Source organism: Butyrivibrio sp. WCE2006, from assembly GCF_000701985.1.
GTDB lineage: Bacteria > Bacillota > Clostridia > Lachnospirales > Lachnospiraceae > Butyrivibrio.
In genome coordinates this window covers 268,184-293,877 of the sequence record NZ_JNKH01000002.1, presented here as the reverse complement: position 1 = coordinate 293,877, position 25,694 = coordinate 268,184, and the positions used below count along the sequence as shown (strand labels likewise).

Genomic DNA, 25,694 nt, shown 5'->3' with positions numbered 1-25,694 from the left:
TCTCAAGCCTTTTTAAACTTCCTCTTATTTGGTTATCTCTATCCTCCAATGTTTGCCTGAGAAAATCTCTTTCCAGTCGACCGAATTCGGCATGTACACCTCGTTCAAACTCTGCCATTCGGGTAGGCTCTTTTGCAAAATCCTCACGTAGCTTTATAAGATTTTCTTCCACCTTTTCCCAAACTTGTTTTATACTGTCCATAAGGACACCTCCCGTGCTTTTTGTTTTGGCCAACAAATACCTTAACACAGAAGGTTGTCCTTTTTATTTATGTTGTGCACAATTCTTGTGCTACATTCTATCAATCCTACAAAAACTTTACCCTAGCTTGTATAGTCTTAAAGATATTTATGATATTTTCATTAAGTTTAATGAAAGGCTATGGTTTTATATACATCCAAAATATATGATATAGATAGGATACTTTGTTTGCAGATGTTTGGAATTACAAGTATATTACGACTATGTTAAAGCGATTATATTTATTCGTATTCACAATTATATTATTTTCTTTTCTCTCCTCCGGATGTGCGCAGAAAACACCAAGTGCTAAATCATCCGGTTCAGAGGAAAATATGCCTGCAATTGTGGACACTCATTCAGATGACGGTCGCACAGTTGTTGGTATTTCTATGCCCGATGCCCTACTTGAGCGTTGGAATCATGACGGTGTTTTTCTCCAGGACCAGTTCACCAAAAGAGGTTGTGAGGTAATAATTAAATTTGCAAACAATCTTATTGATACTCAGGTAAGTGACCTCAGAAGTATGATATCCGAAGGTGCTGATATACTTGTCATCACTCCGGTTGACGGCACTGCTCTTTCGACTGTTCTTGACGAAGCAAAGTCAGCCAACGTCAGAGTAATCGCCTATGACAGACTTATCATGGACTCTGATGCCGTAGATTATTATGTTTCATTCGATAATTACATGGTGGGAGTGCTTCAGGCAAATTATATTATCAAAGCCCTTCGACTTGATACTACAAGAAGATCAAAAAATATAGAATTTGTTTCAGGTGATCCTGTTGATAATAATGCCAGGTATTTCTACCGCGGAGCAATAGATACTTTAAAGCCCTATCTTGATTCAGGCAAATTAACAGTTTTATCTGCCCAGCGCGACTTCTATGAAACATCAACAGCCCAGTGGTCAACAGATATTGCCAAACAGCGTCTTCAGATCATTCTTAATTCATATTATCCCGATGGGATTGTTTTAGATGCAGTTCTTTGCGCAAATGATTCAACCGCCCTTGGCGCAGCAAGAGCCATTGAGGCAGATTATCATGAGTCAAACCGTGTTGTTCTCACCGGACAGGACGGCGATATTGCCAATATTTACAATATTATAAATGGCACACAGAGCATGACAGTTTATAAGGCATTAAGAAATGAATCCGTTGTAGCTGTAACTCTCGGTATGTCATTGTTATCAGGAAAAAAGCCGACAGAAAATCTTATAAAGGAATCCGAATGGGATTTTGATTGCACGTACAATACCTCAGATTATAACAATGGCATAAAGGTTATTCCTTCATACCTTTTGCAGCCAATTTCCATAACAGCAGACAATCTGGAGCAGGAACTTTTCGATACAGGATACTATAGTCGCAATCATGCAGGACTTATATATGCAGCCGAATAATAAGCATTTTCATAATATAGCTGCAGTTTAAGGCTTTGTCTATTATGGCTGGATTTAGGCATTTTCTCCATAAATCATTTCATCGATGCATATTTATGACACTCGCTATTACACCTAATATTGGCATTTCCTCCAAATATCATTTCATCGATGCAGATTTAAGTCACTGTCTACTATACCAAGTAGTGATTTTTTCATATATTAAACCATCAGGTCTTATTCATGCTGCTATATAGAGTGTATCCGTTTCTTCCATTCTCTTTAGTTACGTACAGCGCGCTGTCTGCACATTCCATGAGCTTGTTCGGATCAGTAGTATCAAGGGGATATATAGCGCAGCCTATACTGACTGTCAGAGTAATTTCCCCTTCTGATGTTTTAAAAGGTGCCTTGGTGCTTTTCAAAATATCAGTACATATCTTTTTGGCCATTTCCTTTGAAGGTGATGTAAATATTCCGCAGAACTCATCCCCTCCGAGCCTTGCAAACACTACTCTTTTGTCGGACAGTTTCTTTAGTCTCTCTGCAACTCCAACAATTATCTCATCGCCCACTTTATGACCATAGGTATCATTGATATCCTTAAAATAATCCACATCCAGCATGATCAGTCCAAATTCCTGATTAGCCAGAATTGCCTGATTTATATTCTCCATCATGCTCTTTCTGTTGGGCATTTGGGTAAGGAAATCGGTTCGTATCGTCTTTCTGCTTTGGGAATTAACCCTGTTAAGAAGCAATATGATTATTATCATCAGCACTATTATTACTATCACAAGGTTACTGAGCAGAGTATTTTCACGGTAAAATTTTGCAAAATTATCATGTTCATTAATCACTACAGACTCCTTGGGAAGCTCCTTATAGCCTATTCCAAATCTGTCCATTCTACTCTGTTCAAAAAACGGCGTAGTAACTCTTGATGAAACAAGCGGAATACTGTTAGCAGGAACTCCGCTAAGAATTCTTTTGGCAACATCTCCAGCTATTCTTCCTGCTTCATAGTATGAGTATGAGATGCCACCGAAAACCCCATGCTCAATATTGGCAGATGTCAGCCTGAATATCGGCACATTGGGCGCATAATTGGATATAAAATCAGAGGCATGCTGCAAAGAGTATGCCCTTTTTTGACCATCTATTGAAAAATCGAGAAAAAGAATAATATCATCCTTTCCCAGATTCCCAAGAACTTCCTTTATACCGTTTGCCGTATAATAGGATGTATTTATGACTCTGCTGCTGATTTCCGGGTGATTATCCCTGAACTTCATGAATTCCACATAATCGCCCTGTCCGGCAACAGATGAATCCACGATAACATTTATACGATTTCTTGTAGGGAAAAGTTTCTTCATAAGAGCATAATTTCCCTCAAAATCCAGGCTCTCGGAAATGCCTGTTGCATTTCTCATAGCTGCAGCAGTAACCGCTTCAGTCATATTGTTAACCCCAAGGAAAACCAGCGGGGTATCAGGAAACAGTTCACTTCTGTTATTGATGGCATACCTGAGAGCAGGATCATCTGCCACCACAATAAGATCATAGTTTCTGATTGAAAAAATTTTATACCTTATGAATTTGTCAAAATTCTGTATATCAAGCCCACCGTAGTACTTATCAGCATCCATAAACTCGTAGCTGATATCCACGTTGACTCCCTCTATACCTTTTTCAAAACCTTCAAGCTGCTGCGGAACAGCATCATTGGAAAAACCATAAGATGATATGAAAAGAATGCGAAATTGCCGTTCTAAGTCATCCTCTGCGCTGACTGTTAGCGCAGAAGCGACAAAAAGTAAAAAGACAATGTATGAAATTAGAAAACACTGCCTAAAGTATCTCATATATTAATCTTATACCAAATTGGCACTAAACAATATAAAAGTTACATTAATTCTGTTAAAAGATAACGATAAACTGATGAATTTTTCTTTTTCCAGTTCTCACAGACCTCCATGGCTGCTTCTTCTGACCAAAGCGGGAACGAAATATCGACAAGTGTTTTTCCTGCCTCAGTTGCTTTGAGGTAAACCGTGTACTCATTTTCACCGGTCCTGTCATAATAAGCTCCGATGGCAGTCTCATCCCTCATTCTCATGCCATTTACCTTGAAGAATTCATCTATTTCATCTTTTATTGAAGGATTTATCCTGTTTCCAAAAAATTCCAGAGTCTCATTACCTGCATCTGTAAGTCTTAAATAAGTTCTGTTACCTTCGCTTTTCTCCGAGATCAGATCAGATTCCGCCAGCTCACTGAATACTTCCTGTAGCGTCAGGAAATTTGTGTATTCTTTTTCCAGTATGTAATCATAAATCTGTGCCTTGCTAAGACGCCCCTCTGACTTGCTAAGCATATAAAGCACTATCATCTTGTATAAAGTCAGATATTGTGAACTCATATTTATCCTCTCTAAAATTTTATAAACCGGTTTAGCTGTTTTTATAGTCGAGTTAATATGAAACAGCTGCACTACATCACTTCATTAAAAATTCTTACCCACAATTTCTCTGGCAAAAGAAATGTACTGTTCCCTCTGTGGTGTGTCCATGTATTTGTAGACATCATAGGAAAACTTATGTCCTCCTCCGGATGTGCACAGTCCCATAGCCAGTCCGTCATGGGCAATTTCCTCAGCAGCATCGGTCTGTCTTGAAAACATGATCGCATCAAGATTAGGATTTGCCTCAACCTTGCTATATGCATAAGCCAGGGCAGCTGCCTGAAGTGTATCCCCTTTGGTGGAGGTATATCCCACTTCGCTAAGTATTATAGACCTAACTTTGCCATTGTAAAGCATCGAATCACCGTTCATATAATCCGTAAGTACATTAATATTTTTCATGGTGATAAACGATGTATCCGCGGAATCCGAAACCAGCTTGTGTCCGTTCCAAAATGCCACATCATAAAGAGGTACGGTGTATGGATGGTGTGCCAGGCCCCAGTTGATATCTCCATAATTTTTCAGTGAAGCTGCAAATGTATCAAGCATATCTCTGCCATCATAATCAGGATTTCCCTTGAGGTTCCTGTCCCATTGCTGGTCGATTGGAATATACACCTTGGCCCCTGCGTTTGTGCTTTTTATGGCATTGTAAAAAACTCTGAAGGCCCTGGCGTAAGCTGCCGTATAGGTTCCCACGTCTGTCTGCGCCATGTAATTCCACTCTTTTCTGGCATTGACTTCGTTTCCAATTATCCACATGGACACGCTGCCATGACCGGAACCGGAATACCTTCCCGCAAGGAAGGATGCAATGGCGGCAATGGCGTTTACACCGCTCTCATCAGTTGCATTAAACATATAATATGGTGCCGTTGAGCCTCCTCTTCCGGCAGGATGTGTCACTTCAGGAAAAACTGAAGGAGATACATCATTTAAAACTATTGCTGCAATATCTATGCCTTTTGCATTAAGATTTGTAAAAAGATAATCATATTCATTCAGAATTCTCTGATTAAAATGATATGTCACTCCGTTATAGCTGTAGGAAACTGAGCCTTCCGCTGTGGGTGAAAGCATTCTGTTAAGAGGAATATTGTAGGTCGCATAATTGACACCAAGATCCCCTACCTCATTAAGCCTTGAAGGGTCGATTAAAAGTCCCTTCTTGGAACTCTGCTGCATTCCACCGTAATTGTGAGCGGCAACAGCCTCCGGATTGGTAATATAACTTGCATGAGAGACCGTTTTATACTGATCGTCCTTTTTAATTGCGACAATAAACTTTTTGAAAAGTCTAGAGGATGCCTCTCCCTTATTAAGTGCGGCTTTCAATGTGATTTCTTTATCCTTGTAAGTCTTGGATATAGGCTCTGCCTGAACATCAAAATCATCCTCATAGGTTGCAGCATCAAACAGATAATAGTACTTATCATCCGAAGTAGGAATCGCTTCTGCAACACCCACAACCTCAACTTTTCCACTCTCGCCGATTGTGCAGCTATCCAGCTTCACATATTCTGAAAGGCTTTCATCAGGTACATCCACAGTTTCCGGTCTTTCATCCAAAGCTTTTTTTACTCTCTCTCCGGAAGCTGTTATAGCCTTTAAGGCTTCTTCACTAAGGTAGCTTTTCTCCTTAGGGCTCTCCTGAACCTGGATTTCTTTTGGTTCTTCAACTTCAACCTGCTCTGTTCCTTTTTCCGGAAAAATATAGGCAAATACTCCGGATACACAAGCCACTGAAACCACCAGTGCGAGCACAGCCACAATACTTAAAACAATGCTTATCCTCCTCATTTTTTTGGGAGATATATTCCTTACATATCTCAGAAATACTTTTATCTTATCAGAAAAGGGATTTCTCAATCTTGCTCCTTCTGCTTTTTAGCCTGTTCCTTTAAAAACTTCATGTGTTCCTTGATTTTGACTTCATACCCATTACCTGAAGGACTGTAGAACTCTTTCCCGTTGAGCTCATAGGGAAGATACTGTTGTTCCACATAATTATTGGGATAGTCATGGGCATACTTATACCCTATGCCATGCCCGAGTTTTGATGCAGATTTGTAATGAGCATCCTGAAGATGCGACGGAATAGGAAGATTTCCTGTATTTTTAACTGTATCCATAGCACTAAAAATTGCCTCCACAGCTGCGTTGCTCTTAGGCGCAGTCGCTATATAACTTGCTGCCTGAGATAAATTAATCTGACACTCCGGCATACCAATTCTCTCTGTTGCAAGAAAAGCGGCAACTGCCACCTGAAGTGCCTGAGGATCAGCATTTCCCACATCCTCAGAAGCGCAGATAACCATTCTTCTTGCTATAAATTTGGGGTCCTCCCCCGCGTTTAACATCCTTGCAAGGTAGTAAACTGCAGCATCCGGGTCAGAGCCACGCATACTTTTTATAAATGCAGATATTGTGTCATAGTGATTATCGCCATCCTTGTCATATCTGGCCACTCTCTTCTGTATGCACTCCTCTGCCACTTCTCTGGTTATGTGGATTTTTCCATCCTCACTTCTATTAGTGGTCATAACGCCAAGCTCAATGGCATTTAAGGCGTGCCTTGCGTCGCCGTCTGCAATTTCAGCAAGGAACTCCTCTGCCTCAGGCTCCAAAACTGCATCATAGGATCCCATACCGTTAACTGTATCGTTTATGGCCCTTCTCATCAAAGCCTTAATGTCCTCAGATGAAAGAGGCTGAAGCTCAAATATAACAGATCTGGAAATAAGCGCTCCGTTTACCTCGAAATAAGGATTCTCAGTGGTCGCTCCGATGAGAATCACCGTTCCATCCTCTACAAAAGGAAGCAGATAATCCTGCTGCCCCTTATTAAAACGATGTATCTCATCTATAAAAAGGATAGTTTTGCGACCGTAGCCCCCAAGGTTCTGCTTAGCCTTTGCAACTACTTCCTCCATATCCTTTTTTCCTGCCACAGTGGCATTTAACTGCATAAACTCGGCTTTCGTAGTATTGGCAATAACCTTAGCCAATGTGGTCTTACCTGTTCCGGGCGGTCCATATAAAATTATCGAACTGATCTTGTCAGCTTTAATGGCACGATAAAGAAGCTTGTCCTTACCAATAATATGCTGCTGTCCAACGACCTCATCAAGGGTCTTGGGGCGCATTCTTGCGGCAAGCGGTGACTCTTTATTCATGCTTTTTTCTCTTGCATATTCAAATAAATCCATAGTGCATTTATTCTACTATATTTGTTATAATTATTCCAATCATCAATTTTATTTTTTTGGGAGGTATTTTATGTTATACGGAGCACTCGAAGCGGGCGGAACCAAAATGGTTTGCGCTATCGGTAATGAAAACGGAGAAATCCTTGAGCAGGTTAAGTTCCCCACAGAAACACCGGAAACTACCATGCCTCAGATATTTGACTATTTTAAGGGGAAAGACATCAAAGCACTTGGTATAGCATGCTTTGGTCCTATCGATCTCAGAACCGATTCTCCTACCTACGGCAGCATCACTTCCACACCCAAGAAGGGATGGTCAGGTTACAACATTGTGAAGGCTGCAAAGGAGGCACTTGGTATCCCTGTTGGTTTTGATACTGATGTGAATGGTTCACTTTTAGGGGAAGTTACATGGGGATGCGCAAAGGGTCTTTCTGATGCCATCTATCTCACAATTGGCACAGGTATCGGCGGCGGTATCATGACAAATGGCAAGCTTCTTCATGGCATGCTTCATCCCGAGGCAGGACACCTTCGTCTTCCTCGTTTAAAAAATGATCCCGGAAAGAGCGTATGCCCTTATCACGACAATTGTTTCGAAGGCCTTGCTTCCGGTCCTTCAATCAAAGCACGTTGGGGAAAAACTGCCGACCTGCTTACAGATAATAATGAAGTTTGGGAGATTGAAGCTGAGTATATAGCAACCGCACTTATGGACTATGCTGTAATTCTAAGTCCCAAGAAGATCATTCTCGGCGGCGGTGTTATGCATCAGGAACAGCTTTTCCCTATGATAAGAGCAAAGTTCAAGGAACTTGTAAACGGATACATTGTGACAGATGAGATGAATCATCTCGATGACTACATCGTTCCTGCCAGCCTCAATGATAATCAGGGCATCATGGGTGCTGTAAAACTGGCTATGGATGCATGTGAATAATTACTGTAACATTACTTGCTGTAACTTTACTCATTAAGGTTTTTTTACTTTTGAGAGAGTTGCAAGTTAAGTGTCTAAGTTTTTTACTTTTATTAAAATCTGGAAATTTTTACATCTGTACATAAATAAAACTTCTCACTCGGTATATAGGACAATCCCTATATGATCCGAGTGGGAAGCTTTTCTATTATTAGTCATTTATAGATTATTGAATTTCCTCAGAAATTCAATAATCGTACTGGACCAGGCCCTCGCAAAGCGAGGGGCGTGTCCTGCGGAACGCAGGATTCTTGAACACTTTTACCTTTTTGCGTTCAAGAAGTCATACAAATATAAATATTGTATCGCTTGTAATTCTTACCAAACCGGTGCATCACATATTCCTGCTTGATATTCTACCGCATTTACTGTTTTTTCATTTGCGGTAGAAGTTTCAGGCATGTTTACTTGTACACTGGTTCATTTATTGTAAAACTATCTTTAGTCTGCCTTTACAGGGGCTGTTCTGATAATGAACTGTACTGAGCTGGGTTCATCTTCGTTTGCTCCTGAGAATGAGGTATAGCTCTGAGAAGCTTCATCAATAGCTTTAAGTCTGTCTGTCACTGAGAGAAGATCTTCATCTACAGTGCTTGTAAGCTTCTGGATACCGTCTTCATCGAACTCAACCATACCGTCTGCAAGTTTTCTTGCGCCGTCTTTAAGTTCTACTGCGCCATCCTTAAGCTCTGCTACGCCGTCTTTGAGTTTTCCAGCACCATCATCAAGCTGACCTGCGCCATCATCAAGTTTTACAGCGCCATCCTTAAGCTCTGCTACACCATCATCAAGCTTAACAGTTCCATCATAGAGTGTGCCGACTCCATCATTGAGCTTTCCTGCTCCATCATTGAGCTTTCCTGCTCCATCATCGAGCTGACCTATGCCATCCTTGAGTTCCTTCACACCATCATCAAGTTTTCCGGCGCCGTCATTAAGCTTTCCTGCTCCATCGTCGAGCTTTCCTGCTCCGTCTTTGAGTGAGCCAACACCGGTATCAAGCTTTCCTGCTCCGTCATCAAGCTGAGCTGCACCTGTCTTTAACTGTGTAGCGCCATCCTTTAACTGCTTAGCGCCTGCTGCCAGCTGTGTTCCGCCATCTTTTAATGCTTTGCTGTTATCATTAAGCTGCTTTGCACCATCAGCGAGCTGAGCTGCTCCAAGCTTCAGCTGTCCAAGACCTGTTGACAGGCTCTTTCCACCTTCATCAAGCTTTATCAGTCCGTTGTTATAAAGCTGGTTTGCACCTTGGGCAACCTGTGCTGCACCCTGATCGAGCTGAAGGATTGGCCCGGGATTTGTTTCTGAACCGTATAACTCATTTAATGTACTCTGTGTCTGTACAAGTGACTGATAAGTTGCATTTATTGTAGCAATAGCTGTTGTTCCTGACTGAGTGGGCTTCTGAACATTATTAACTATTTCTCCCAGAGCTGCCTGATACTTCTGAATTGCTTCATATCTCTTTGCTTCCCTTTGCTGGGGATCAGTGGTCTGGGCTGCTTGAGCTGCTGCCGTATCACCTTCACTCATGTATCCCTGGACTGCTCTTCCCCATGCCTTAGTATACTGCTCAAATGCAGCCTTCTGTCCATCTCCTGTTGTCGCATAGAGCGCCTGCTGAGCAGTTGCCTTTATTGCCTTCCATTCGTCTACTGATTTTCCTGTAATTGCTGCAATAACTGCCATCTCCTCATCATCAGAGTATTGCTCAACATCTCCAACCTCAGCATTTAAGGTTACAGCTTCAGCATTCTCTTCACTTGTCTGAGTTGCTACGACGCCATCATTTCCGGCTTCACCAGTCTCTTCTGCTACATTCTCCTGTGAATCCTGAACAGATTCTACAGGCTGACTGTTTTCACTGCTCTGAGCTGCATCATTATTGTCTGATGTATCCTGAGCGGTTGCAGCTTCAGTATTTCCTGCAGTTTGCACATTTGAAGCAGTTTCAGTATTGTCTACAGGAGCTGTGCTCTCACTATTTGCTGCAGAAGCTTCAGATGCAGCATTACTGTTTTCGCCTGATGCTGCAGGCTCTGCATTGTTCCCGGAAGGTGCTGCATTTTCATTAGCATCCTGATCAGATTCGTTTGCCGGTACAGAACCATCGTTATTATTCTGTGCTGATTCATCTGCAGGTGCTGCACCATCGTTATTACCCTGTGCTGATTCATCTGCAGGTGCTGCACCATCGTTATTACCCTGTGCTGAATCGTTTGCAGGTACTGTGCCATCGTTATTATTCTGCGCAGATCCATCTGTACTCTGTCCATTTACATCCCGGAGTGCTTTTGAATATTCATCAGCCTTCTTCTCAGCTGCATCAGCCTTTGCCTCGGCTTCATCTACTTTCTTTTCTGCTTCCTCTGCTCTCTTCTCTGCCTCATCTGCTCTCTTTACCTCAGCAGCGATGCTGTCAGCATATAAATCAAGAATCTTACCCGTTATCTCATCAACAAGAGCAGATGCATCAGCTGAACTTGTGTTAGAAGCATTAAGTGCTTCTACGTTAAGAGCTGCATTACTCTGAAGAGCAAATCCGAACTGATTGGCAAAAGCTGCAACCGCCGCATCAACGCTACTCTTCTTTATTCCAAGTTCCTCTGAAAGCTGTGAAAGTCCCTGGCTTACCTGCGCGGAGCCTTCCATAAGTGCCTTACCGCCGTCTTTTGCCTGGGTTATGCCACTTGATAAAGTCCCTGCACCATTCACCAGTTGTCCTGCTCCGGTATTTAAACTGTTTGCACCACCATAAAGCTGTTCTACGCCATTGGTATAAGTTCCTATGCCTGTGCTGAGAGTTGTAGCTCCGTCTGAAAGGGTAGCTGTTCCATCTGCCAGATCACTTGCACCTGTCTTAAGTTTTCCTGTACCATCCTTGAGCTCTCCGGTTCCTGTTTTAAGGTCTCCGGCTCCTTTCTTGAGGTCTCCTGTACCGCGCTTTAAGTCTGAAGTTCCCTTTGCAAGTTCCTTGGTTCCATTCTTAAGATCGCCTGCACCTGTCTTAAGTTTTCCTGTACCATCCTTAAGATCACCGGTTCCCTTTGCAAGTTCAGAAGTACCATCCTTTAACTGGGAAGCTCCATCCTTAAGCTGAGAAGTGCCATCCTTAAGCTCTCCTGTTCCTTTGACAAGATCTCCTGTGCCATCCTTAAGCTCTTTTGTTCCGTCCTTAAGATCTACTGTTCCATCATAGAGCTCGTTTGTTCCATCCACAAGTTTATCTGTTCCGTCTGCCAGCTCACCTGAACCGTCACGAAGCTTTGTTGATGCATCTGAAAGCTCGTCCATATCATCATTTAAGTCATCGATCTTATCTGAGTTGTAAATTTTATCAAGGCCAAGGTCAGCCACTACATTTGCACTTGCCATTGACACTGTCATCGGAAGCTCGAAATCCTGAACATCTGCGGTGATTTCAACATAATCAGGAATATCCACTTCATCTTCGTCAATATCGTTTTCCTTAAGCTTCTCATCATCTATCTTAAGAGAATCCTTAAGTCCGGGCATTGCGACGCCAACAACAACATAGTTGTTTGCATCTGATATTACTTTACCGTTTGATACCTTTACGTTAGCGAATTTTTCATTATCCAGCATGGTTCCGGAAATCATTGTGAACGGCACATCAATGTTTTCCTTTTCACCGTCTATCTCAACTTCCTTTGTAAGACTGTTTGTGTAATCAAAACGGATCTTAACGCTTCCGCTTTTTCCTGCAATATCTTCAGCCTTCATCTGCTTTCCATCGAGTTCATAGGTGACCTTCACACCAATAGGCACATCCTCTGTAGGAGTTCCCTGATAATAAATATCTGCACCCTCGGCATCCCAGGTTACTGTTCCATCGCCATTGTCTTTAAAAGATTCAGTTCCTTTTACATTGACAATATCTTTAAGATTTGTTTTATCTGTAAGCTGTTTATCTCCTGTAGCGTTTTTCAGCCAGTTGCTTACAACAACCTCATCAACCTTGCCGTCCGCATCAGTCATTACATAAACAGTTTCTTCTTTTCCGCTCTCAGCATTTTCCTTTTTTCCGGTAAAAGCTGTCTTGGTCATGGTATCGACAAGCTCTTCCTCCTCAGGAGTTTCCTCAGAAACATCCTGAACCTGAGCAGTTTCTTCTGAGTTGTCTTTATTTTTTCCAAGTCCGCAGCCTGTCATTGTAGAAAAGGCAAGTGCGAATGCAGTAAATACTGATGTAGCTTTAAGTAAATTCTTCTTATACATAACTAATCCTCTTTTCCTAAAAAACTTTTCCTAATCAGGCATGTTTAATTTCCGGAGTCTTACTTATTTTTCTCTCCTTATCCATTTTGATACAGTTAAGCATTCCCCATGTTGTCCTGATGATCAGTCCGTCGAAAATCATGTACATGGAAGGAAGTACAAAAATAACAACTACCATGCTGATAAGTGCACCTCTTGCCATCAGAAAGCAAAGAGATCCGATCATATCAACGCTGGAAACCAGTCCTACGCCGAAGGTTGCAGCAAAGAAGCTAAGTGCACTTACTATTATTGATTTCATGCTTGTCGAAAGTGCTATTCGTGTTGCCTGCTTTTTGCTCTGTCCGTCTTTTCTCTCCTTGCAATAACGTGTTGTCATAAGGATTGCATAGTCAACAGTTGCACCGAGCTGAATTGTTCCGATTACGACCGAAGATATAAATGGTATTACGGTTCCGGTAAATCCCGGGATTCCCATATTTATGAAAATCGCAAACTCAATTACTGCCACAAGTATAAACGGCAGGGAGATTGACTTCATTACCAGTGCTATTATAAGGAAAACACATCCGATTGAAACAACGCTTACGGTCTTAAAGTCCTTATCTGTTATCGTGATAAGATCCTTTGTACAGGGTGCTTCACCAACTACCATTGCTGAAGGGCTGTATTTTTTTACTATTGAATTAACTCTGTCTATCTGTGTATTTACTTCATCAGAAGCTGTCTTATATTCACTTGTGAGCATAAGCATCTGGTACTGATCGCTTGAAAGCTCATCTCTAAGCTCAGAAGGAATCATATCCCTTGGAAGACTGGGGCCTACCAAAGCATCAAGGCCAAGTACCGCATCAACTCCGTCTACGCTCTTTAGTTCCTTTACCATTCCCTGCATCGTTGCCGAATCAAGATTAGCATCAGCAAGAATCATGTAGGTTGTGTTTGTCTCAAAATTCTTTTCAAGTTCTATCATGGCCTGTCTGCTGGGAAGCTTATCCGGCAATGTCTCAGACAGATCATAATAAACAACTGCATGTTTATATCCCCAAAGAGCCGGAGGTAGCAGACACAGGAAAATGACTCCGAACACTATAGCGTGTCTGGAAATCCATCTCGGGATCTTTGTAAACTCCTGTACAACAGGCTTATGCTTTGTTTTTACAATAATCTTATCTGCTATAAGAATCATGGAAGGAAGAACTGTTACACAGGCTATAACGCCGAAAATAACGCCCTTTGCCATGACAATTCCAAGATCAAGACCGATTGTGAAGCTCATAAAACAAAGAGCTACGAAACCGGCTATTGTGGTGATTGAAGATCCGATGACTGACTGGAAAGTAGCACATATGGCATTTGCCATTGCTTCCTTCTTATCGTCAGTGCCTTTTTCAATTTCTTCCTGATAACTGTGCCACAGGAATATTGAATAATCCAAAGTTACACCCAGCTGAAGAACTGCGCTGAGAGATTTCGTAAGGAAAGATATCTCACCAAGGAAAATATTCGTTCCCATATTAAACATTATAGCAATTCCTATGCTCGCCAGAAAGAAGAAAGGTATTAAATATGAATCCATTGTAAGTGACAGAACAATTACTGCCAAAAGGACTGCCATACCAACATATATCGGTGTCTCCTTCTCAGTCAGGTTCTTGGTATCAAGAACGATGGCTGCCATACCTGAAAGGAAGCATTTCTCATTTGCTATCTTCCTTATATTAGTGATTGCATCCATGGTTCCGTCACCGGATGTGGTGTCATCAAAAATGATGAACATCATCTGCGCATCACCGGTTCCAAGAGCCTCCGTAAGTTTATCAGGAAGCATCTCCTTCGGAATCGTGTAATCCATGAAGGAGTCATACCACAGAACCTTCTTAACATGTTCCACTTTTTCTATATCTGATTTCAGGGCGGCTATATCCTTGTCAGCCATCCCCTCTACTACGAAAAGCGAATACGCTCCGGTTCCGAACTGATCCATGAGGATGTCCTGCCCTTTCATGGTCTCAATTTCGCCGGGCAGATATGAAAGAATATCATAATTGACTCTCGTAGCTGCCATTCCCGCAAGGCACGGAATCATCAGTGCGATGCTGGCAATCAGTATTATGAATCTTGATTTTACTATTGCCTTTGACAAAAACTTCATAACATTTCCCTCGCAAAAAATATTTTTTCATGACCTTTGCAAAATCGTTTATGACCGCTGGTCATTTTTTATATTTTATGTTATACTCCAAAAATGACCGATGGTCAATATTTAAATTTGTTTTTTATAGGTGAATTACTTCTCTTTATGGTAGGATGTAGATATGGGAAAATGGGACGAAAATAAAAAATTGAAATTTGATTCTTTACTAAACACCTCCTTTGAGTTATTTACTTCTAAAGGAATTAATCAGACTTCTATTTCTGATATTGTAAAGAAAGCAGGCGTTGCAAAGGGAACCTTCTATCTGTATTTCAAAGATAAATATGATATAAGGAATCGTTTGATTGCCCGAAAATCCAATCAGCTTTTTGGAATAGCCTACGAGCAGCTGCTAAACGAAAACCTGACAACTGTTGAAGATAAGATAATCTTTATGATGAAACATATACTTCTTGAGTTATCAAACAACCACATGCTTCTTTCTCTTATTTATAAGGATCTTAGCTGGGCTCTGTTTAAGGAAGCCATGACCAATAATACTCCTGATGATTCTGAGCGGGATTTCCTTGGGATTATCACAGAGATGTTCAAGGAATCAGAAGTTAAATACAGGAATCCCGAACTCATGATGTTTATTATCGTCGAGATGGTCAGTTCCGCAGGTTATAGCTCCATAATCTACAAACAGCCTCAGCCTCTCGAAGATCTTTTACCCGAACTTGAATATGCCGTGCGCGGCATCATGCGTGAATATGAATTAAAATAGCATTAAATGAACCCCCGCGTTGGCAAGACGTGGGGGTTTTCAGGTAGGAGATTTCTTATGACTATTTATATGTCATATGTTAGCATTTGCTAACAAAGCTATCTTAATATATCTTTTAAAATAATGCAAGCACTTTTTATGAATTAAATATTTTAATGATAAGGCAAAAGGCTGTGCCCGTATAAAAATCATTACAGTACACAGCCTTTATAAAGCTCATTTAATTAGTTAAACGAATATCCTATTGTATTTCCGATTGTTCCATCACCAAGAACACCAAACTCAATACTCTGTCCATTAGATATATAAGCGTTCCAGTCAACAGGTGTTATAACGTAATAATCACCATCTTCTGTCACATTTATATTCCAGCTTGAACCGATTGTAATATCACTCTTACTAAGTTTAAGTGTCCAGGCATTAACATCAGCGCCTGTGTTATTGGATACCTTGAAGCTAACCTGATAGCCACTTCCCCAGCTGTTAATGCTGTAATCAAGAGCAAGTCCATCTGTTGAAGGTATCTGCGGCTGAGGATCTTCCGGAGCCGGTTCAGATTCAGGATCAGCAGGTTCGGGATTTACCGGCTCGGGAGCAGGATTCTCAGGCTCAGGATTCTGATTTTCTGAATTGCCCTGACCTGCGTTATTTCCCTGATTCTCATCATCGCCAGTCTTCTCAAACTGCCACTGCTGATTAGGATTGCCATAATATGTCCACTGACATACATTTGTTCCATCAGTAGTCTTGTGCTCATATACATCCAGATTCTTTGTTCCGTTTGAAGCCTTGGTAGCTATTGTGTAAATGCCATCATTATCTGTTTTCCTAACTATAAACTTCTGAGCATCTCCACCATAGCCCTGATAGATTCCGATGTTTGCGCCATCTTCGTCTTCACCGTTTGCCACATCAAGCATCACATTTCCGAGCTTACTTGTAAGTGTGATATAACCGTCATCAGTGTTGGTTACATACCACTTCTGCCCGTCAACTCCGGTTCCTGTACTTATAAGTACATTCACCCAACCATCAGCGGTATTGCCTTCAACAGTAAGATACTTTTGTGAAAGTGTATTCTTAAGATAATACCAGCCATTTTCAATGTATGTTCCATCATGTGTATCTGCAGGATTTTGAGGTTCATCATTCTGAGGATCTTCAGCTGCAGGATCATCATTCTGAGGATCACCTGAAGGCTGAGGTGTCGGCAAAGGAGCCGGTGTATATCCTGTTGTAGGTGTTCCGAATGTCTCGGTATATGCCTGAATTACTTTATCAAAAGCAGGCTTCCTGGTAGTAGGTGTGCTGAAAAGAAGCGGCTTTGCATTGTCAATCCAGGTAACCTGATCAGAAAGTCCCCACCAGGTAATACTTGTAATCTTTCCGCCATTCTTCTTGAGTGCATTTATGTTCTTATACAGATTGTAAGCATAGTTTGCAAGATCCTGATCGTTCTTGTTGGTGATATCCATCTCAGTGATCTGTACTTCGAATCCTGCATTTAAGAAGGACTTAAGAGCCTGTGTGTAATAATCAACAGAAGGATAGTTAGTTCCAAGGTGTGACTGCATTCCAACACCGGAGCACATTTTTCTGTCAGAGTTAATGTAGTTCACAAGCTTGATAATGTTGTTAACTTCCATGTAAGTGTTGTAATCATTATAGAAAAGACTTACGGAATCAGTTAACTTAAAGTAATCAAGTGTCTGATATGCATAAGTGAAAGCTTTTTTTACATAAGAAGCATTGGTTCTGTTGTTGCCGTAAACTGCTTCCCAGCCAGAGTTATTGGCATGCATAACTTCATTTGCAATATCCCATGCATATACTACGCTGCCGTACTCACTAAGATATACGTGGTTCATTACTGTCTTTACATACATCTCAAGACGGGCATCCATTGTATCACTGTTTACAAATCCGCCATTTCCTGCATAGCCGTTTCTGAAGAACCATGAAGGAGTCTGTGAATGCCATACAAGTGTATGGGCTCTCATTCTAAGGCCGTTGTTGTAGCAGATTTTCATAACTTCATCAACTGTATTGAAGTTGATCTGAGGAACATACTGTTCTTTGTAATTATCAGGAATATAGTATCCTCTGTTCTTAGCATCGCTTACTGAGATGAGTCTTGCTGAGCCTCCAAGAAGTGCATCGGGCTTCATCTCATTTTCAAGTGTGATACTGTTGTAATTCTTCTTGATAAGATCAAGAGTATTGGCATCTCTAAGCTGATACAAATTAATGCAGGTGCCTGAGTAACCATATTGCTGGCCATAGGTGTTAAGGAGTGTCAGGTCTGAAGGATTGAGTGCCTGTCCGCCACCCTGATTGCCCTGCTGGTTACCACCCTGAGACTGACCCTGGCCTTGTCCGCCTGCTGTCTCTCCCTGTGCAGCAGCTTTCCAGTAATCGAATTCAAAACTTCCATTTAATACAAAGCAAAGGTTCTTAACACCTGTGACATTTTTCATTGAACCTGTAAACTCAGTATTTTTATTATTTGTATTTGCGAGCTTGATTGTTCCAAGGAGATTGCCCTTAGGATTGCCTTCTCTTACTTCAATCGTGCCTGCGTCCCTGCTGTTGACACTGACTGTTATGGAACCAAGTCCTTTTGAGAAGTTCACTCCCTTAACCTTGGTATAATCACCGCTGTCCACATGGTCAACCCATGCCACACCGTCGCCATTACCTGATACACCTATTCCGCTCTGAGTAAATAATGTCTCAGCCTGCACAACAGAATAAGGATCAACATAAGAGGTCTGAGTGGGACCTGCCATCGTAGGTGTAAGTGGATTGATCCTACCATTTGATACGCTGAGCTTATCGATCTGGGTTGTTCTATAGCCAAGACTCTTACCTATAAGCTTTGACTCAACGGATCTTGTATGATAAGCCATGTAGTAATTGCCGCCAAACTCAAATATAGCGTGATGGTTATTACCTGTAGAGCCATTAAAGAACACTCCGGGATTTTTCATAACTTCGCCCTGATAGGAAAAAGGTCCCATGGGGCTGTTACTTGTCATATACTCAATAGCTGCATTGTTAAAGCCATTCTTGCAGTTCCAGTTTGAGCAGTATGAATAGTAATATTTATTCCCAATCTTGTTGATTCCTGAATCTTCAAATAGGTATGGTGCATCAATTGTGGAAGCAGAGCCTGACACACTGGTCATATCTGCGCCAAGCTTAATTACTCTTGCTGTCTTTGGATGCTCGAACTGATTGTTCGGTATTCCACCACCAAAATACAGATATCCTGTGCCGTCAGAATCCACAAGTACAGCAGGGTCGAACATCCATGTAACTCCGCTACAACCGGGTGTTGCTCCGGTAATCAATGCTTTTCCTATAGGGTCCTTCCAGGGACCTGTAGGACTGTCAGCTGTAAGTACACCGATTCCGCTTCCATTATTTGCAAAGTATAAGAAGAACTTGTCCTTACCATTTATCTTCTTAGTTGCAATACATGGTGCCCAGGAATTCTTTGCCCATTTTGCAGCTCCGCTTCCTCCGGCAATTTTGAAACTACCATAATCTGTCCAGTTAACCAGATCTTTGGAAGAATAACAGTTTAAGGTGTCAATCTTCCCATAGGTGTTCTCGTTATTGCCTGCCAGTTCCTGAGAATCGTTGGTAGCGTAGATGTACACTGTGTCATCATAGACCAACACCCCGGGATCTGCGCCGTAGTTCTGTGAAACTACAGGATTGTTCTCATTGTCCCCCTTAACATAAGAACCATTCACCACGTCGGCAGCCAGCGAACTTGTGCCGTTTCCTATGATCAGCCCTGCAGCCATCATAAGAGACATTAACATTGTTAAATTTTTCTTCATTCCTTCCCCTTTCTTTTTTCTTTTCTCCTCCACATGCCGTTGCAGGTAGCATGTTTACTAGTGTTAAACCATTCTAGCAACAAAAAGGGGTTAAGCACTTATCAAATATTGCATCAATTTAACTAATTATTGCGGACTTTATTTATTATTTTTATGCAGTTTTGTTATTTCTATTATTTCTCTTGGGATCAGTATGTGCAGATTTGCATTTATTATTGAAGATGCATGTATATTTATGGGCATTTTTACCATAATACAGGCATAGAGCTCGGTGGTATCTAACGCTTTTGCGGTTTTTGCTTTTTGCGGTAGTGTTTTGCGGGCGCCGGACTCTATGATATATATTAGAATGTCAAAACTTAGTAGTCAATGATACATTCCCATGCAAAAAAGAAGTTGTGAAAAATAAAATCATTCTTCACAACCCCTTTTCATGCATAATAACCCAATTTCATTTAAACAATGTAATTGAGAAAAACACTAATGATTTAAATTCCCAAAAAACGCATCCCCTGAACCGTCAGTCCCTCCGTTTCTGCCGCCATAGCCATCATCAAAATCCTCCCCGTCTTCGCCGAAGTCATCATCTTCATCATCTTCGTCTTCGTCAAAGTCGTCATCATCATCAAAGTCTTCGTCCGAATCATCATCATAATCCTCATCGTCGAAGTCTTCATCTTCGAACTCATCATCTTCTTCATCTTCGTCCGAATCATCATCTGAATCGTCTTCTTCATAATCATACTCGTCATCGTAGTCATCCAGATCATCATATTCATATTCCTGATTATAGTATCCTTCAGCCTCCAGACGATCCCTGACATCTTTATCAAAGTCGAGTTCAAAATCATTAGGATCTATGCCGGCATCTTCAAGCATTGCACGCCTCTCATCCTCATCTGCTCTCAAGAAGTCATCAAAATCAAGCCCTGCATTGCAGACAGTTTCAACAAGTTCAGCGTCCACATACACGGTAAAATCTGCACCATCACCATCAAAATCATCATCAACATAAGGAAGATCTTCCGGAAAAATGGAATACATTTTGCCGTTTTCATCAAAATCAAAGGGACCAAAGCCTCTTCCAAGATTAACGTTCATAATACCTCGCTAAGTTTCATAAGGTAGTTCTATTTCTCTTCGTTCAATAGTGCAAGCTCCACTAGGTTCGTTAATACCTCGCTAAGTGTTTTACCTTTCTACGATAGCAGCGGCACCCATTCCGCCACCTACACAGAGTGTTGCAAGTCCTTTCTTGGCATCTCGTCTCTGCATCTCATATAGAAGGGTAACAAGAATACGACATCCTGAGCATCCAACAGGGTGTCCAAGTGCAATTGCTCCACCGTTTACATTGAGCTTGCTAAGGTCGAATCCAAGGTCCTTGCCAACTGCTACAGACTGAGCTGCAAAAGCTTCATTTGCCTCAATAAGATCGAAGTCTGAAATCTGGTATCCAGCCTTAGCCATTGTCTTCTTGGTAGCTGCAACGGGACCGATACCCATGATTCTGGGCTCAACACCTGCAAGCTCACCGGCAATCCAGGTAGCCATAGGCTTAATGCCAAGTTCCTTAGCCTTCTCTTCACTCATGACTACGATAGCTGCAGCACCGTCATTGATTCCTGAAGAGTTTGCGGCTGTTACCATACCGTCCTTCTTAAATGCAGGACGAAGTTTTGAAATACTCTCCTTTGTTACGCCTGCTCTGGGGCCTTCATCCTTGTTAAAAATAACTGTTCCTTTTTTAGTAGTAATTTCAACAGGAACTATCTCCTCGTCAAACACGCCATTTGCCTGTGCTCTCTCGCACTTCTGCTGGCTGTTTGCAGCAAACTCATCAAGCTCATCCCTTGTGAGTCCCCACTGCTCACAGATATTCTCAGCTGTAATTCCCATATGGAATCCGCCAAAAGCATCTGTAAGAGCATCTTTTATCATAGTATCGATAAGTTCGCCGTTGTTCATTCTATAACCAAATCTTGCATTCTGAAGAGCATAGGGCGCACGGGACATATTCTCAGTACCGCCTGCAACTATGATATCAGCATCTCCCATTGAAATAAGCTTTGCTGCAAGGTTTACACAATGAAGACCTGATCCGCAAAGAACATTAATAGTGGTAGCCGGAACCTCAACCGGTATTCCGGCGTTAACTGCTGCCTGACGTGCTACATTCTGACCGGTACCTGCCTGAATTACGCACCCCATATATACTTCGTCAACCTGCTCGGGTTTTACACCAGAGCGCTTTAATGCTTCCTTAATAACTATTGTTCCAAGATCCGGAGCTGAGATGTCCTTAAGGGCACCTCCCATAACACCAATTGCTGTTCTGCAAGCTCCTGCTAAAACTACTTTACGTGCCATGCTTTTTTATTCCTCCTTAAAATTGTAAATTTTATTTAAGAATATTTTACCAAAGAGAAAGCTCACCCTCAATAAGCTTTATCCTTATGAAAAAATCATATGTCAAAAAGGCCGCCGCACTAATTAGTGCGACAGCCTCCAATAAAAGATTCATAATAATTTTAGTTGAGCTTCCAGATATCTCTGTTGTACTCTTCAATAGTTCTGTCAGATGAGAAGAAGCCGGCCTTAGCTATGTTAGTAAGCATCATCTTCTTCCACTTATCACGATTCTCGTAATCAGCGAAAATAAGATCCTTCTCTCTGATGTAGTCCTCAAGGTCAATAAGAGTCATGAACCAGTCCTTGTTAAGAAGCTCGTCCTGGAGACGCTTAAGATTTTCCTTGTGTCCTACTGCAAGGCACTGCTTGGAAGTGATGAAATCTACAGCTTCCTTGATAACCTTGCTCTTTTTGTAATAATCTTTTGAAACATAATCAGCCTTCTTGTAATGAGTAATAACCTCATCAGCGCTGATACCGAAAATGTAAATGTTGTCATCACCAACAAGGTCGTGAATCTCAACGTTTGCACCGTCGTCTGTACCAAGTGTAATTGCACCGTTTAGCATGAACTTCATGTTACTTGTACCTGAAGCTTCCTTGGATGCAAGTGAAATCTGCTCTGAAACATCACATGCAGGGATAAGCTTCTCAGCATAACTAACATTGTAGTTCTCTACCATGATAACCTTCATGTAAGGTGATACATCGGGATCATTATTAACGATCTCCTGCAGGCAAAGAAGTAAGTGTATGATATCCTGTGCAATAACGTATGCAGGTGCTGCCTTTGCTCCGAAGATAAATGTAATCGGACGAACAGGCTTTTTACCACCCTTGATCTCCAGGTACTTATGGATGATGTAAAGAGCGTTCATCTGCTGACGCTTATACTCGTGAAGTCTCTTAACCTGAATGTCAAAGATAGACTCTGTATCTACTTCTACACCCTCGTGCTTCTTAAGGTAATCTGCAAGCTCTACCTTCTTCTGATGCTTAATATCAGCGATCTTATCAAGCACTGCCTGATCATTCTCATGCTTTAAGAGATCCTCAAGTCTGTTGGCATCCTTCTTGAAGCCATCACCAATAGTTTCTGAAAGGAATTCAGTGAGTGGATGGTTACATGACATAAGCCATCTTCTGAAAGTTACGCCGTTTGTCTTGTTGTTGAACTTTTCAGGATAAAGCTTGTAAAAGTCATTAAGCTCTGAGTTCTTCAAAATATCTGTATGAATAGCTGCAACGCCGTTTACTGAGAAACCATAGTGAATATCAATAAACGCCATATGAACTTTCTTATCCTTATCGATTATCTGAACTGCAGGATCCTTAACCTTAGCACGGATTCTCTTGTCAAGCTCCTTGATATACGGAACAAGCTGAGGTACAACCTTTTCAAGGTACTTAAGTGGCCATGTCTCAAGCGCCTCTGCAAGGATTGTGTGGTTTGTGTAAGCGCAGGTCTTTGATACAACATCGATGGCATCATCCATAGAGAATGCCTTATCTTCTACAAGAATTCTGATAAGCTCAGGAATGATCATTGTAGGATGGGTATCATTGATCTGGATAACAACATGCTTATTGAGCTCTCTTAAGTCATACTGACGTTCCTTCTGCTCTCTCAGAATAAGTTGAGCTGCATTGCTTACAAGGAAATACTCCTGGTAAATTCTAAGAAGGTTACCTGCCTCATCTGAATCATCAGGATAGAGGAAAAGTGTAAGGTTCTTCTCAATCGCTTTCTTATCAAATGTAATTCCCTTTTTAACAAGGCTCTCATCAACTGTCTCAACATCGAAAAGTCTAAGCTTGTTAACTCCTGTGTCATAACCTACAACATTCATGTTGTAAAGTCTTGAAACAACCTTCTTCTTACCGAAGTTTACTTCGAAAGTAGTGTCTGTCTTCTCAAGCCATGACTCCTTCTCAATCCATGCATCCTTCTCAGCTGTCTGAAGGTTATCCTTAAATACCTGTCTGAAAAGACCGAAGTGGTAATTAAGACCGATACCCTCGCCTGCAAGTCCTAAGGTTGCGATAGAATCAAGGAAGCATGCTGCAAGTCTGCCAAGGCCACCGTTACCAAGTGAAGGCTCCGGCTCGCACTCCTCGATCTCTGCAAGATTCTTGCCATTCTTATTAAGAATCTCATTTACTTTGTCATAAACCCTGAGGTTTATAAGGTTGTTCGACAGAAGCTTTCCAATAAGGAACTCCATCGATATATAATATACTTTCTTCTCTCCCCCATCAATTTGAGCTGAATTCATCAGACGACTGGAATACTCAAGAAGAACAACATAGGTCTCCTGATTACTAAGGTCCTTAAGGTCTTTTCCAAACTTTTCTTTGGAAATGTCACTAAGAGCTTCCTCCATATTTGTTACCAGAACATCCTGCTCTAAATTAGTGTGCTGACTCATTAATTCCTTCCTTTCAAATTATTGACTATACCGTTTTTTTGCATTTCGCAGAAAACGTTTTCTCATGAACTGAAAATATCATATCACATGAAAACGTTTTCCGCAAGAGGAAATTTTATAGCTAAATATTTATAGATTCCTGTTTTTCCTCAGAAAAACGGGAATCGTATTGGACCAGGTCCTCGCAAAGCGAGGGGCGTGTCCTGCCGAAGGCAGGATTTTTGCGGGCGATTTCCGCTTTTGCCCACAAAAAGTCACTAATTCTTGCTTCTTTTTATATGAACAAAAAACGACATCAGGCAATTCCTAATGTCGTTTACAATTCATATTTGCACTGTATGTTTAGCAGATGATATCTTCATATTTCATTCTGACAAGTTTGTGGGGAAGGCGTACATTTCTGCCTGTAGATCCGCTTAAGAGTCTGTTCAGTTCACATACTGCCTCAGCAGAAACATTGGCAAAATCCTGCTTTACTGTGTTCATCTGTTTTCCTACATATCCCATCAGGATAATGCCATCGAAGCCACAGACAGGACGGAAAATATCCATATCCATGAGGGCTTTCATGGCTCCAATTGCCATCAGATCTGAACCGCAGACTACTATATCTTTATTTTTTGCATAGCGAAGTGCTATATTTCTGGCTTTTAATTCGGAAAAATCTCCGTTCCTTATAAAAAGCTTCAGCTTTTTCTTTTTGGATAAATCTTCCATGGCACGGATTTTTTCCTCGGTAACAAAGCTGTTTCTCATTCCGGCAATGTACAGGATCTTATTTCCGGTGTTTTCACTAATAGTCTTCCAGGCTACGTCATACTGTGCCTGGTAGTGGTCAATACCGATAGCTGATGTATTTTCATTTACATAGGGATTATCTACGACGACAATTTTGAAGGTCTGTGATTCTATGAGTTTTTGCAGGACTTTGTCATCATTGTCCATACCAAAGATAACAATTCCGCTTATGCTCTGGGAAGTAAAATATCTTGTCATTTCTTCAAGATTCATTTTTTCTATAACAGAGTAGAATACCGTGATGCAATCAAGCTGTTTCTCCCTTGCCATTCCAAGTGCACCTGAAATATACTGCATGTCTATCTCGTCGATCGCCTGGGTCTTCATGTTAAGCTTAAGAAGAAGCGCAATCCTTCCGGAGCGTTTTGATGAAAGTGCTGCTGCAACCTGATTAGGCACAAAATTGAGGCGTTCCACCGCCTCTGTCACTTTCTTTTTAGTTGACTCACTTACATATGGGTAATTATTTAAGACCTTGGATACTGTTGAAATGGCAACCCCTGCTTCCTTTGCCACATCCCTGATTGATACCATCGATATGCCTCACAATTAATTTGAATTTAGATTTTATCATGAAAGCCCATGAACTACGACTTTCACAAAATTAGTTTATCAGATAAATCAGTAAATTAAAAGAGACCTGATTCACTAATAACCTTAATTGACAGTTTTCATAGTTATAAAAAACACTGCATATCGGTAATAGTTTTCGGGTCTCTTTAATATTTTTATGGAACTTCCTGCATTTAAACAG

15 protein-coding genes are annotated in these 25,694 nt (G+C 41.3%); 3 read left to right on the top strand and 12 right to left on the bottom strand.

From position 1 onward, the window contains the following. Positions 1 to 202, bottom strand: a 202-nt coding sequence (locus T501_RS03160) for a hypothetical protein (protein WP_044913189.1), incomplete at its 3' end; no start/stop codon positions are given. Between the two features lie 374 nt (positions 203 to 576). On the opposite strand from T501_RS03160, the gene T501_RS03155 reads away from it, so the two are divergent. After that, positions 577 to 1,650, top strand: a complete 1,074-nt coding sequence (locus T501_RS03155; RefSeq protein ID WP_050008102.1) for a substrate-binding domain-containing protein — start codon at positions 577 to 579, stop codon at positions 1,648 to 1,650. A gap of 209 nt (positions 1,651 to 1,859) precedes the next feature. Here T501_RS03155 and T501_RS03150 read toward each other — a convergent pair whose 3' ends face one another. The 4 genes from T501_RS03150 to T501_RS03135 form a co-directional block, all read right to left on the bottom strand. Next, positions 1,860 to 3,497: an ABC transporter substrate binding protein gene (locus T501_RS03150; RefSeq protein ID WP_044913187.1), complete on the bottom strand. Its 1,638-nt coding sequence runs from the start codon at positions 3,495 to 3,497 to the stop codon at positions 1,860 to 1,862. A 41-nt stretch (positions 3,498 to 3,538) separates the two neighbouring features. Continuing rightward, positions 3,539 to 4,054 (bottom strand): DUF4364 family protein, encoded by a 516-nt coding sequence (locus tag T501_RS03145; protein WP_026510574.1) that lies wholly within the window; start codon positions 4,052 to 4,054, stop codon positions 3,539 to 3,541. 84 nt (positions 4,055 to 4,138) lie between these two features. After that, entirely contained in the window at positions 4,139 to 5,899 is a 1,761-nt protein-coding gene (locus T501_RS19915) for a DUF5722 domain-containing protein (protein ID WP_155994775.1), read from the bottom strand. A 65-nt stretch (positions 5,900 to 5,964) separates the two neighbouring features. After that, positions 5,965 to 7,308 carry a replication-associated recombination protein A gene (locus tag T501_RS03135; protein ID WP_026510575.1) on the bottom strand — a complete coding sequence of 448 codons (1,344 nt, stop codon included), beginning with the start codon at positions 7,306 to 7,308 and terminating at the stop codon, positions 5,965 to 5,967. A gap of 70 nt (positions 7,309 to 7,378) precedes the next feature. Between T501_RS03135 and T501_RS03130 the strand changes: the two genes are divergently transcribed. After that, positions 7,379 to 8,248, top strand: a complete 870-nt coding sequence (locus tag T501_RS03130) for an ROK family protein (protein ID WP_044913185.1) — start codon at positions 7,379 to 7,381, stop codon at positions 8,246 to 8,248. A gap of 480 nt (positions 8,249 to 8,728) precedes the next feature. Here the strand turns inward: T501_RS03130 and T501_RS03125 are convergent, their stop codons facing one another. Continuing rightward, positions 8,729 to 12,526 (bottom strand): hypothetical protein, encoded by a 3,798-nt coding sequence (locus tag T501_RS03125; protein WP_026510577.1) that lies wholly within the window; start codon positions 12,524 to 12,526, stop codon positions 8,729 to 8,731. A 34-nt stretch (positions 12,527 to 12,560) separates the two neighbouring features. Continuing rightward, the gene (locus T501_RS03120; protein WP_026510578.1) at positions 12,561 to 14,681 is read right to left on the bottom strand and encodes an efflux RND transporter permease subunit; all 2,121 of its coding nucleotides are present in this window, start codon (positions 14,679 to 14,681) and stop codon (positions 12,561 to 12,563) included. A 163-nt stretch (positions 14,682 to 14,844) separates the two neighbouring features. Between T501_RS03120 and T501_RS03115 the strand changes: the two genes are divergently transcribed. Continuing rightward, positions 14,845 to 15,450 (top strand): TetR/AcrR family transcriptional regulator, encoded by a 606-nt coding sequence (locus T501_RS03115; protein WP_026510579.1) that lies wholly within the window; start codon positions 14,845 to 14,847, stop codon positions 15,448 to 15,450. Between the two features lie 224 nt (positions 15,451 to 15,674). Here T501_RS03115 and T501_RS21995 read toward each other — a convergent pair whose 3' ends face one another. From T501_RS21995 to T501_RS03085, 5 genes are all read right to left on the bottom strand, one after another. Next, positions 15,675 to 19,301 (bottom strand): endo-1,4-beta-xylanase, encoded by a 3,627-nt coding sequence (locus T501_RS21995; RefSeq protein ID WP_050008100.1) that lies wholly within the window; start codon positions 19,299 to 19,301, stop codon positions 15,675 to 15,677. A 480-nt stretch (positions 19,302 to 19,781) separates the two neighbouring features. Then, positions 19,782 to 20,402, bottom strand: a complete 621-nt coding sequence (locus T501_RS21720) for a hypothetical protein (protein ID WP_050008099.1) — start codon at positions 20,400 to 20,402, stop codon at positions 19,782 to 19,784. A gap of 90 nt (positions 20,403 to 20,492) precedes the next feature. After that, positions 20,493 to 21,671 (bottom strand): acetyl-CoA C-acetyltransferase, encoded by a 1,179-nt coding sequence (locus T501_RS03095; RefSeq protein WP_044913183.1) that lies wholly within the window; start codon positions 21,669 to 21,671, stop codon positions 20,493 to 20,495. Between the two features lie 161 nt (positions 21,672 to 21,832). After that, the gene (locus tag T501_RS03090) at positions 21,833 to 24,142 is read right to left on the bottom strand and encodes a glycogen/starch/alpha-glucan phosphorylase (protein WP_081843016.1); all 2,310 of its coding nucleotides are present in this window, start codon (positions 24,140 to 24,142) and stop codon (positions 21,833 to 21,835) included. Positions 24,143 to 24,484: 342 nt separating this feature from the next. Beyond that, positions 24,485 to 25,474, bottom strand: a complete 990-nt coding sequence (locus T501_RS03085; protein ID WP_026510582.1) for a LacI family DNA-binding transcriptional regulator — start codon at positions 25,472 to 25,474, stop codon at positions 24,485 to 24,487. Positions 25,475 to 25,694 lie beyond the last annotated feature (220 nt).

Excerpts from the sequence above, each read along its gene's own strand:
- T501_RS03155 (WP_050008102.1), top strand. The coding sequence starts at position 577 with ATGCCTGCAATTGTGGACACTCATTCAGATGACGGTCGCACAGTTGTT.
- T501_RS03150 (WP_044913187.1), bottom strand. The coding sequence starts at position 3,497 with ATGAGATACTTTAGGCAGTGTTTTCTAATTTCATACATTGTCTTTTTA.
- T501_RS03145 (WP_026510574.1), bottom strand. The coding sequence starts at position 4,054 with ATGAGTTCACAATATCTGACTTTATACAAGATGATAGTGCTTTATATG.
- T501_RS19915 (WP_155994775.1), bottom strand. The coding sequence starts at position 5,899 with ATGAGGAGGATAAGCATTGTTTTAAGTATTGTGGCTGTGCTCGCACTG.
- T501_RS03135 (WP_026510575.1), bottom strand. The coding sequence starts at position 7,308 with ATGGATTTATTTGAATATGCAAGAGAAAAAAGCATGAATAAAGAGTCA.
- T501_RS03130 (WP_044913185.1), top strand. The coding sequence starts at position 7,379 with ATGTTATACGGAGCACTCGAAGCGGGCGGAACCAAAATGGTTTGCGCT.
- T501_RS03125 (WP_026510577.1), bottom strand. The coding sequence starts at position 12,526 with ATGTATAAGAAGAATTTACTTAAAGCTACATCAGTATTTACTGCATTC.
- T501_RS03120 (WP_026510578.1), bottom strand. The coding sequence starts at position 14,681 with ATGAAGTTTTTGTCAAAGGCAATAGTAAAATCAAGATTCATAATACTG.
- T501_RS03115 (WP_026510579.1), top strand. The coding sequence starts at position 14,845 with ATGGGAAAATGGGACGAAAATAAAAAATTGAAATTTGATTCTTTACTA.
- T501_RS21995 (WP_050008100.1), bottom strand. The coding sequence starts at position 19,301 with ATGAAGAAAAATTTAACAATGTTAATGTCTCTTATGATGGCTGCAGGG.
- T501_RS21720 (WP_050008099.1), bottom strand. The coding sequence starts at position 20,402 with ATGAACGTTAATCTTGGAAGAGGCTTTGGTCCCTTTGATTTTGATGAA.
- T501_RS03095 (WP_044913183.1), bottom strand. The coding sequence starts at position 21,671 with ATGGCACGTAAAGTAGTTTTAGCAGGAGCTTGCAGAACAGCAATTGGT.
- T501_RS03090 (WP_081843016.1), bottom strand. The coding sequence starts at position 24,142 with ATGAGTCAGCACACTAATTTAGAGCAGGATGTTCTGGTAACAAATATG.
- T501_RS03085 (WP_026510582.1), bottom strand. The coding sequence starts at position 25,474 with ATGGTATCAATCAGGGATGTGGCAAAGGAAGCAGGGGTTGCCATTTCA.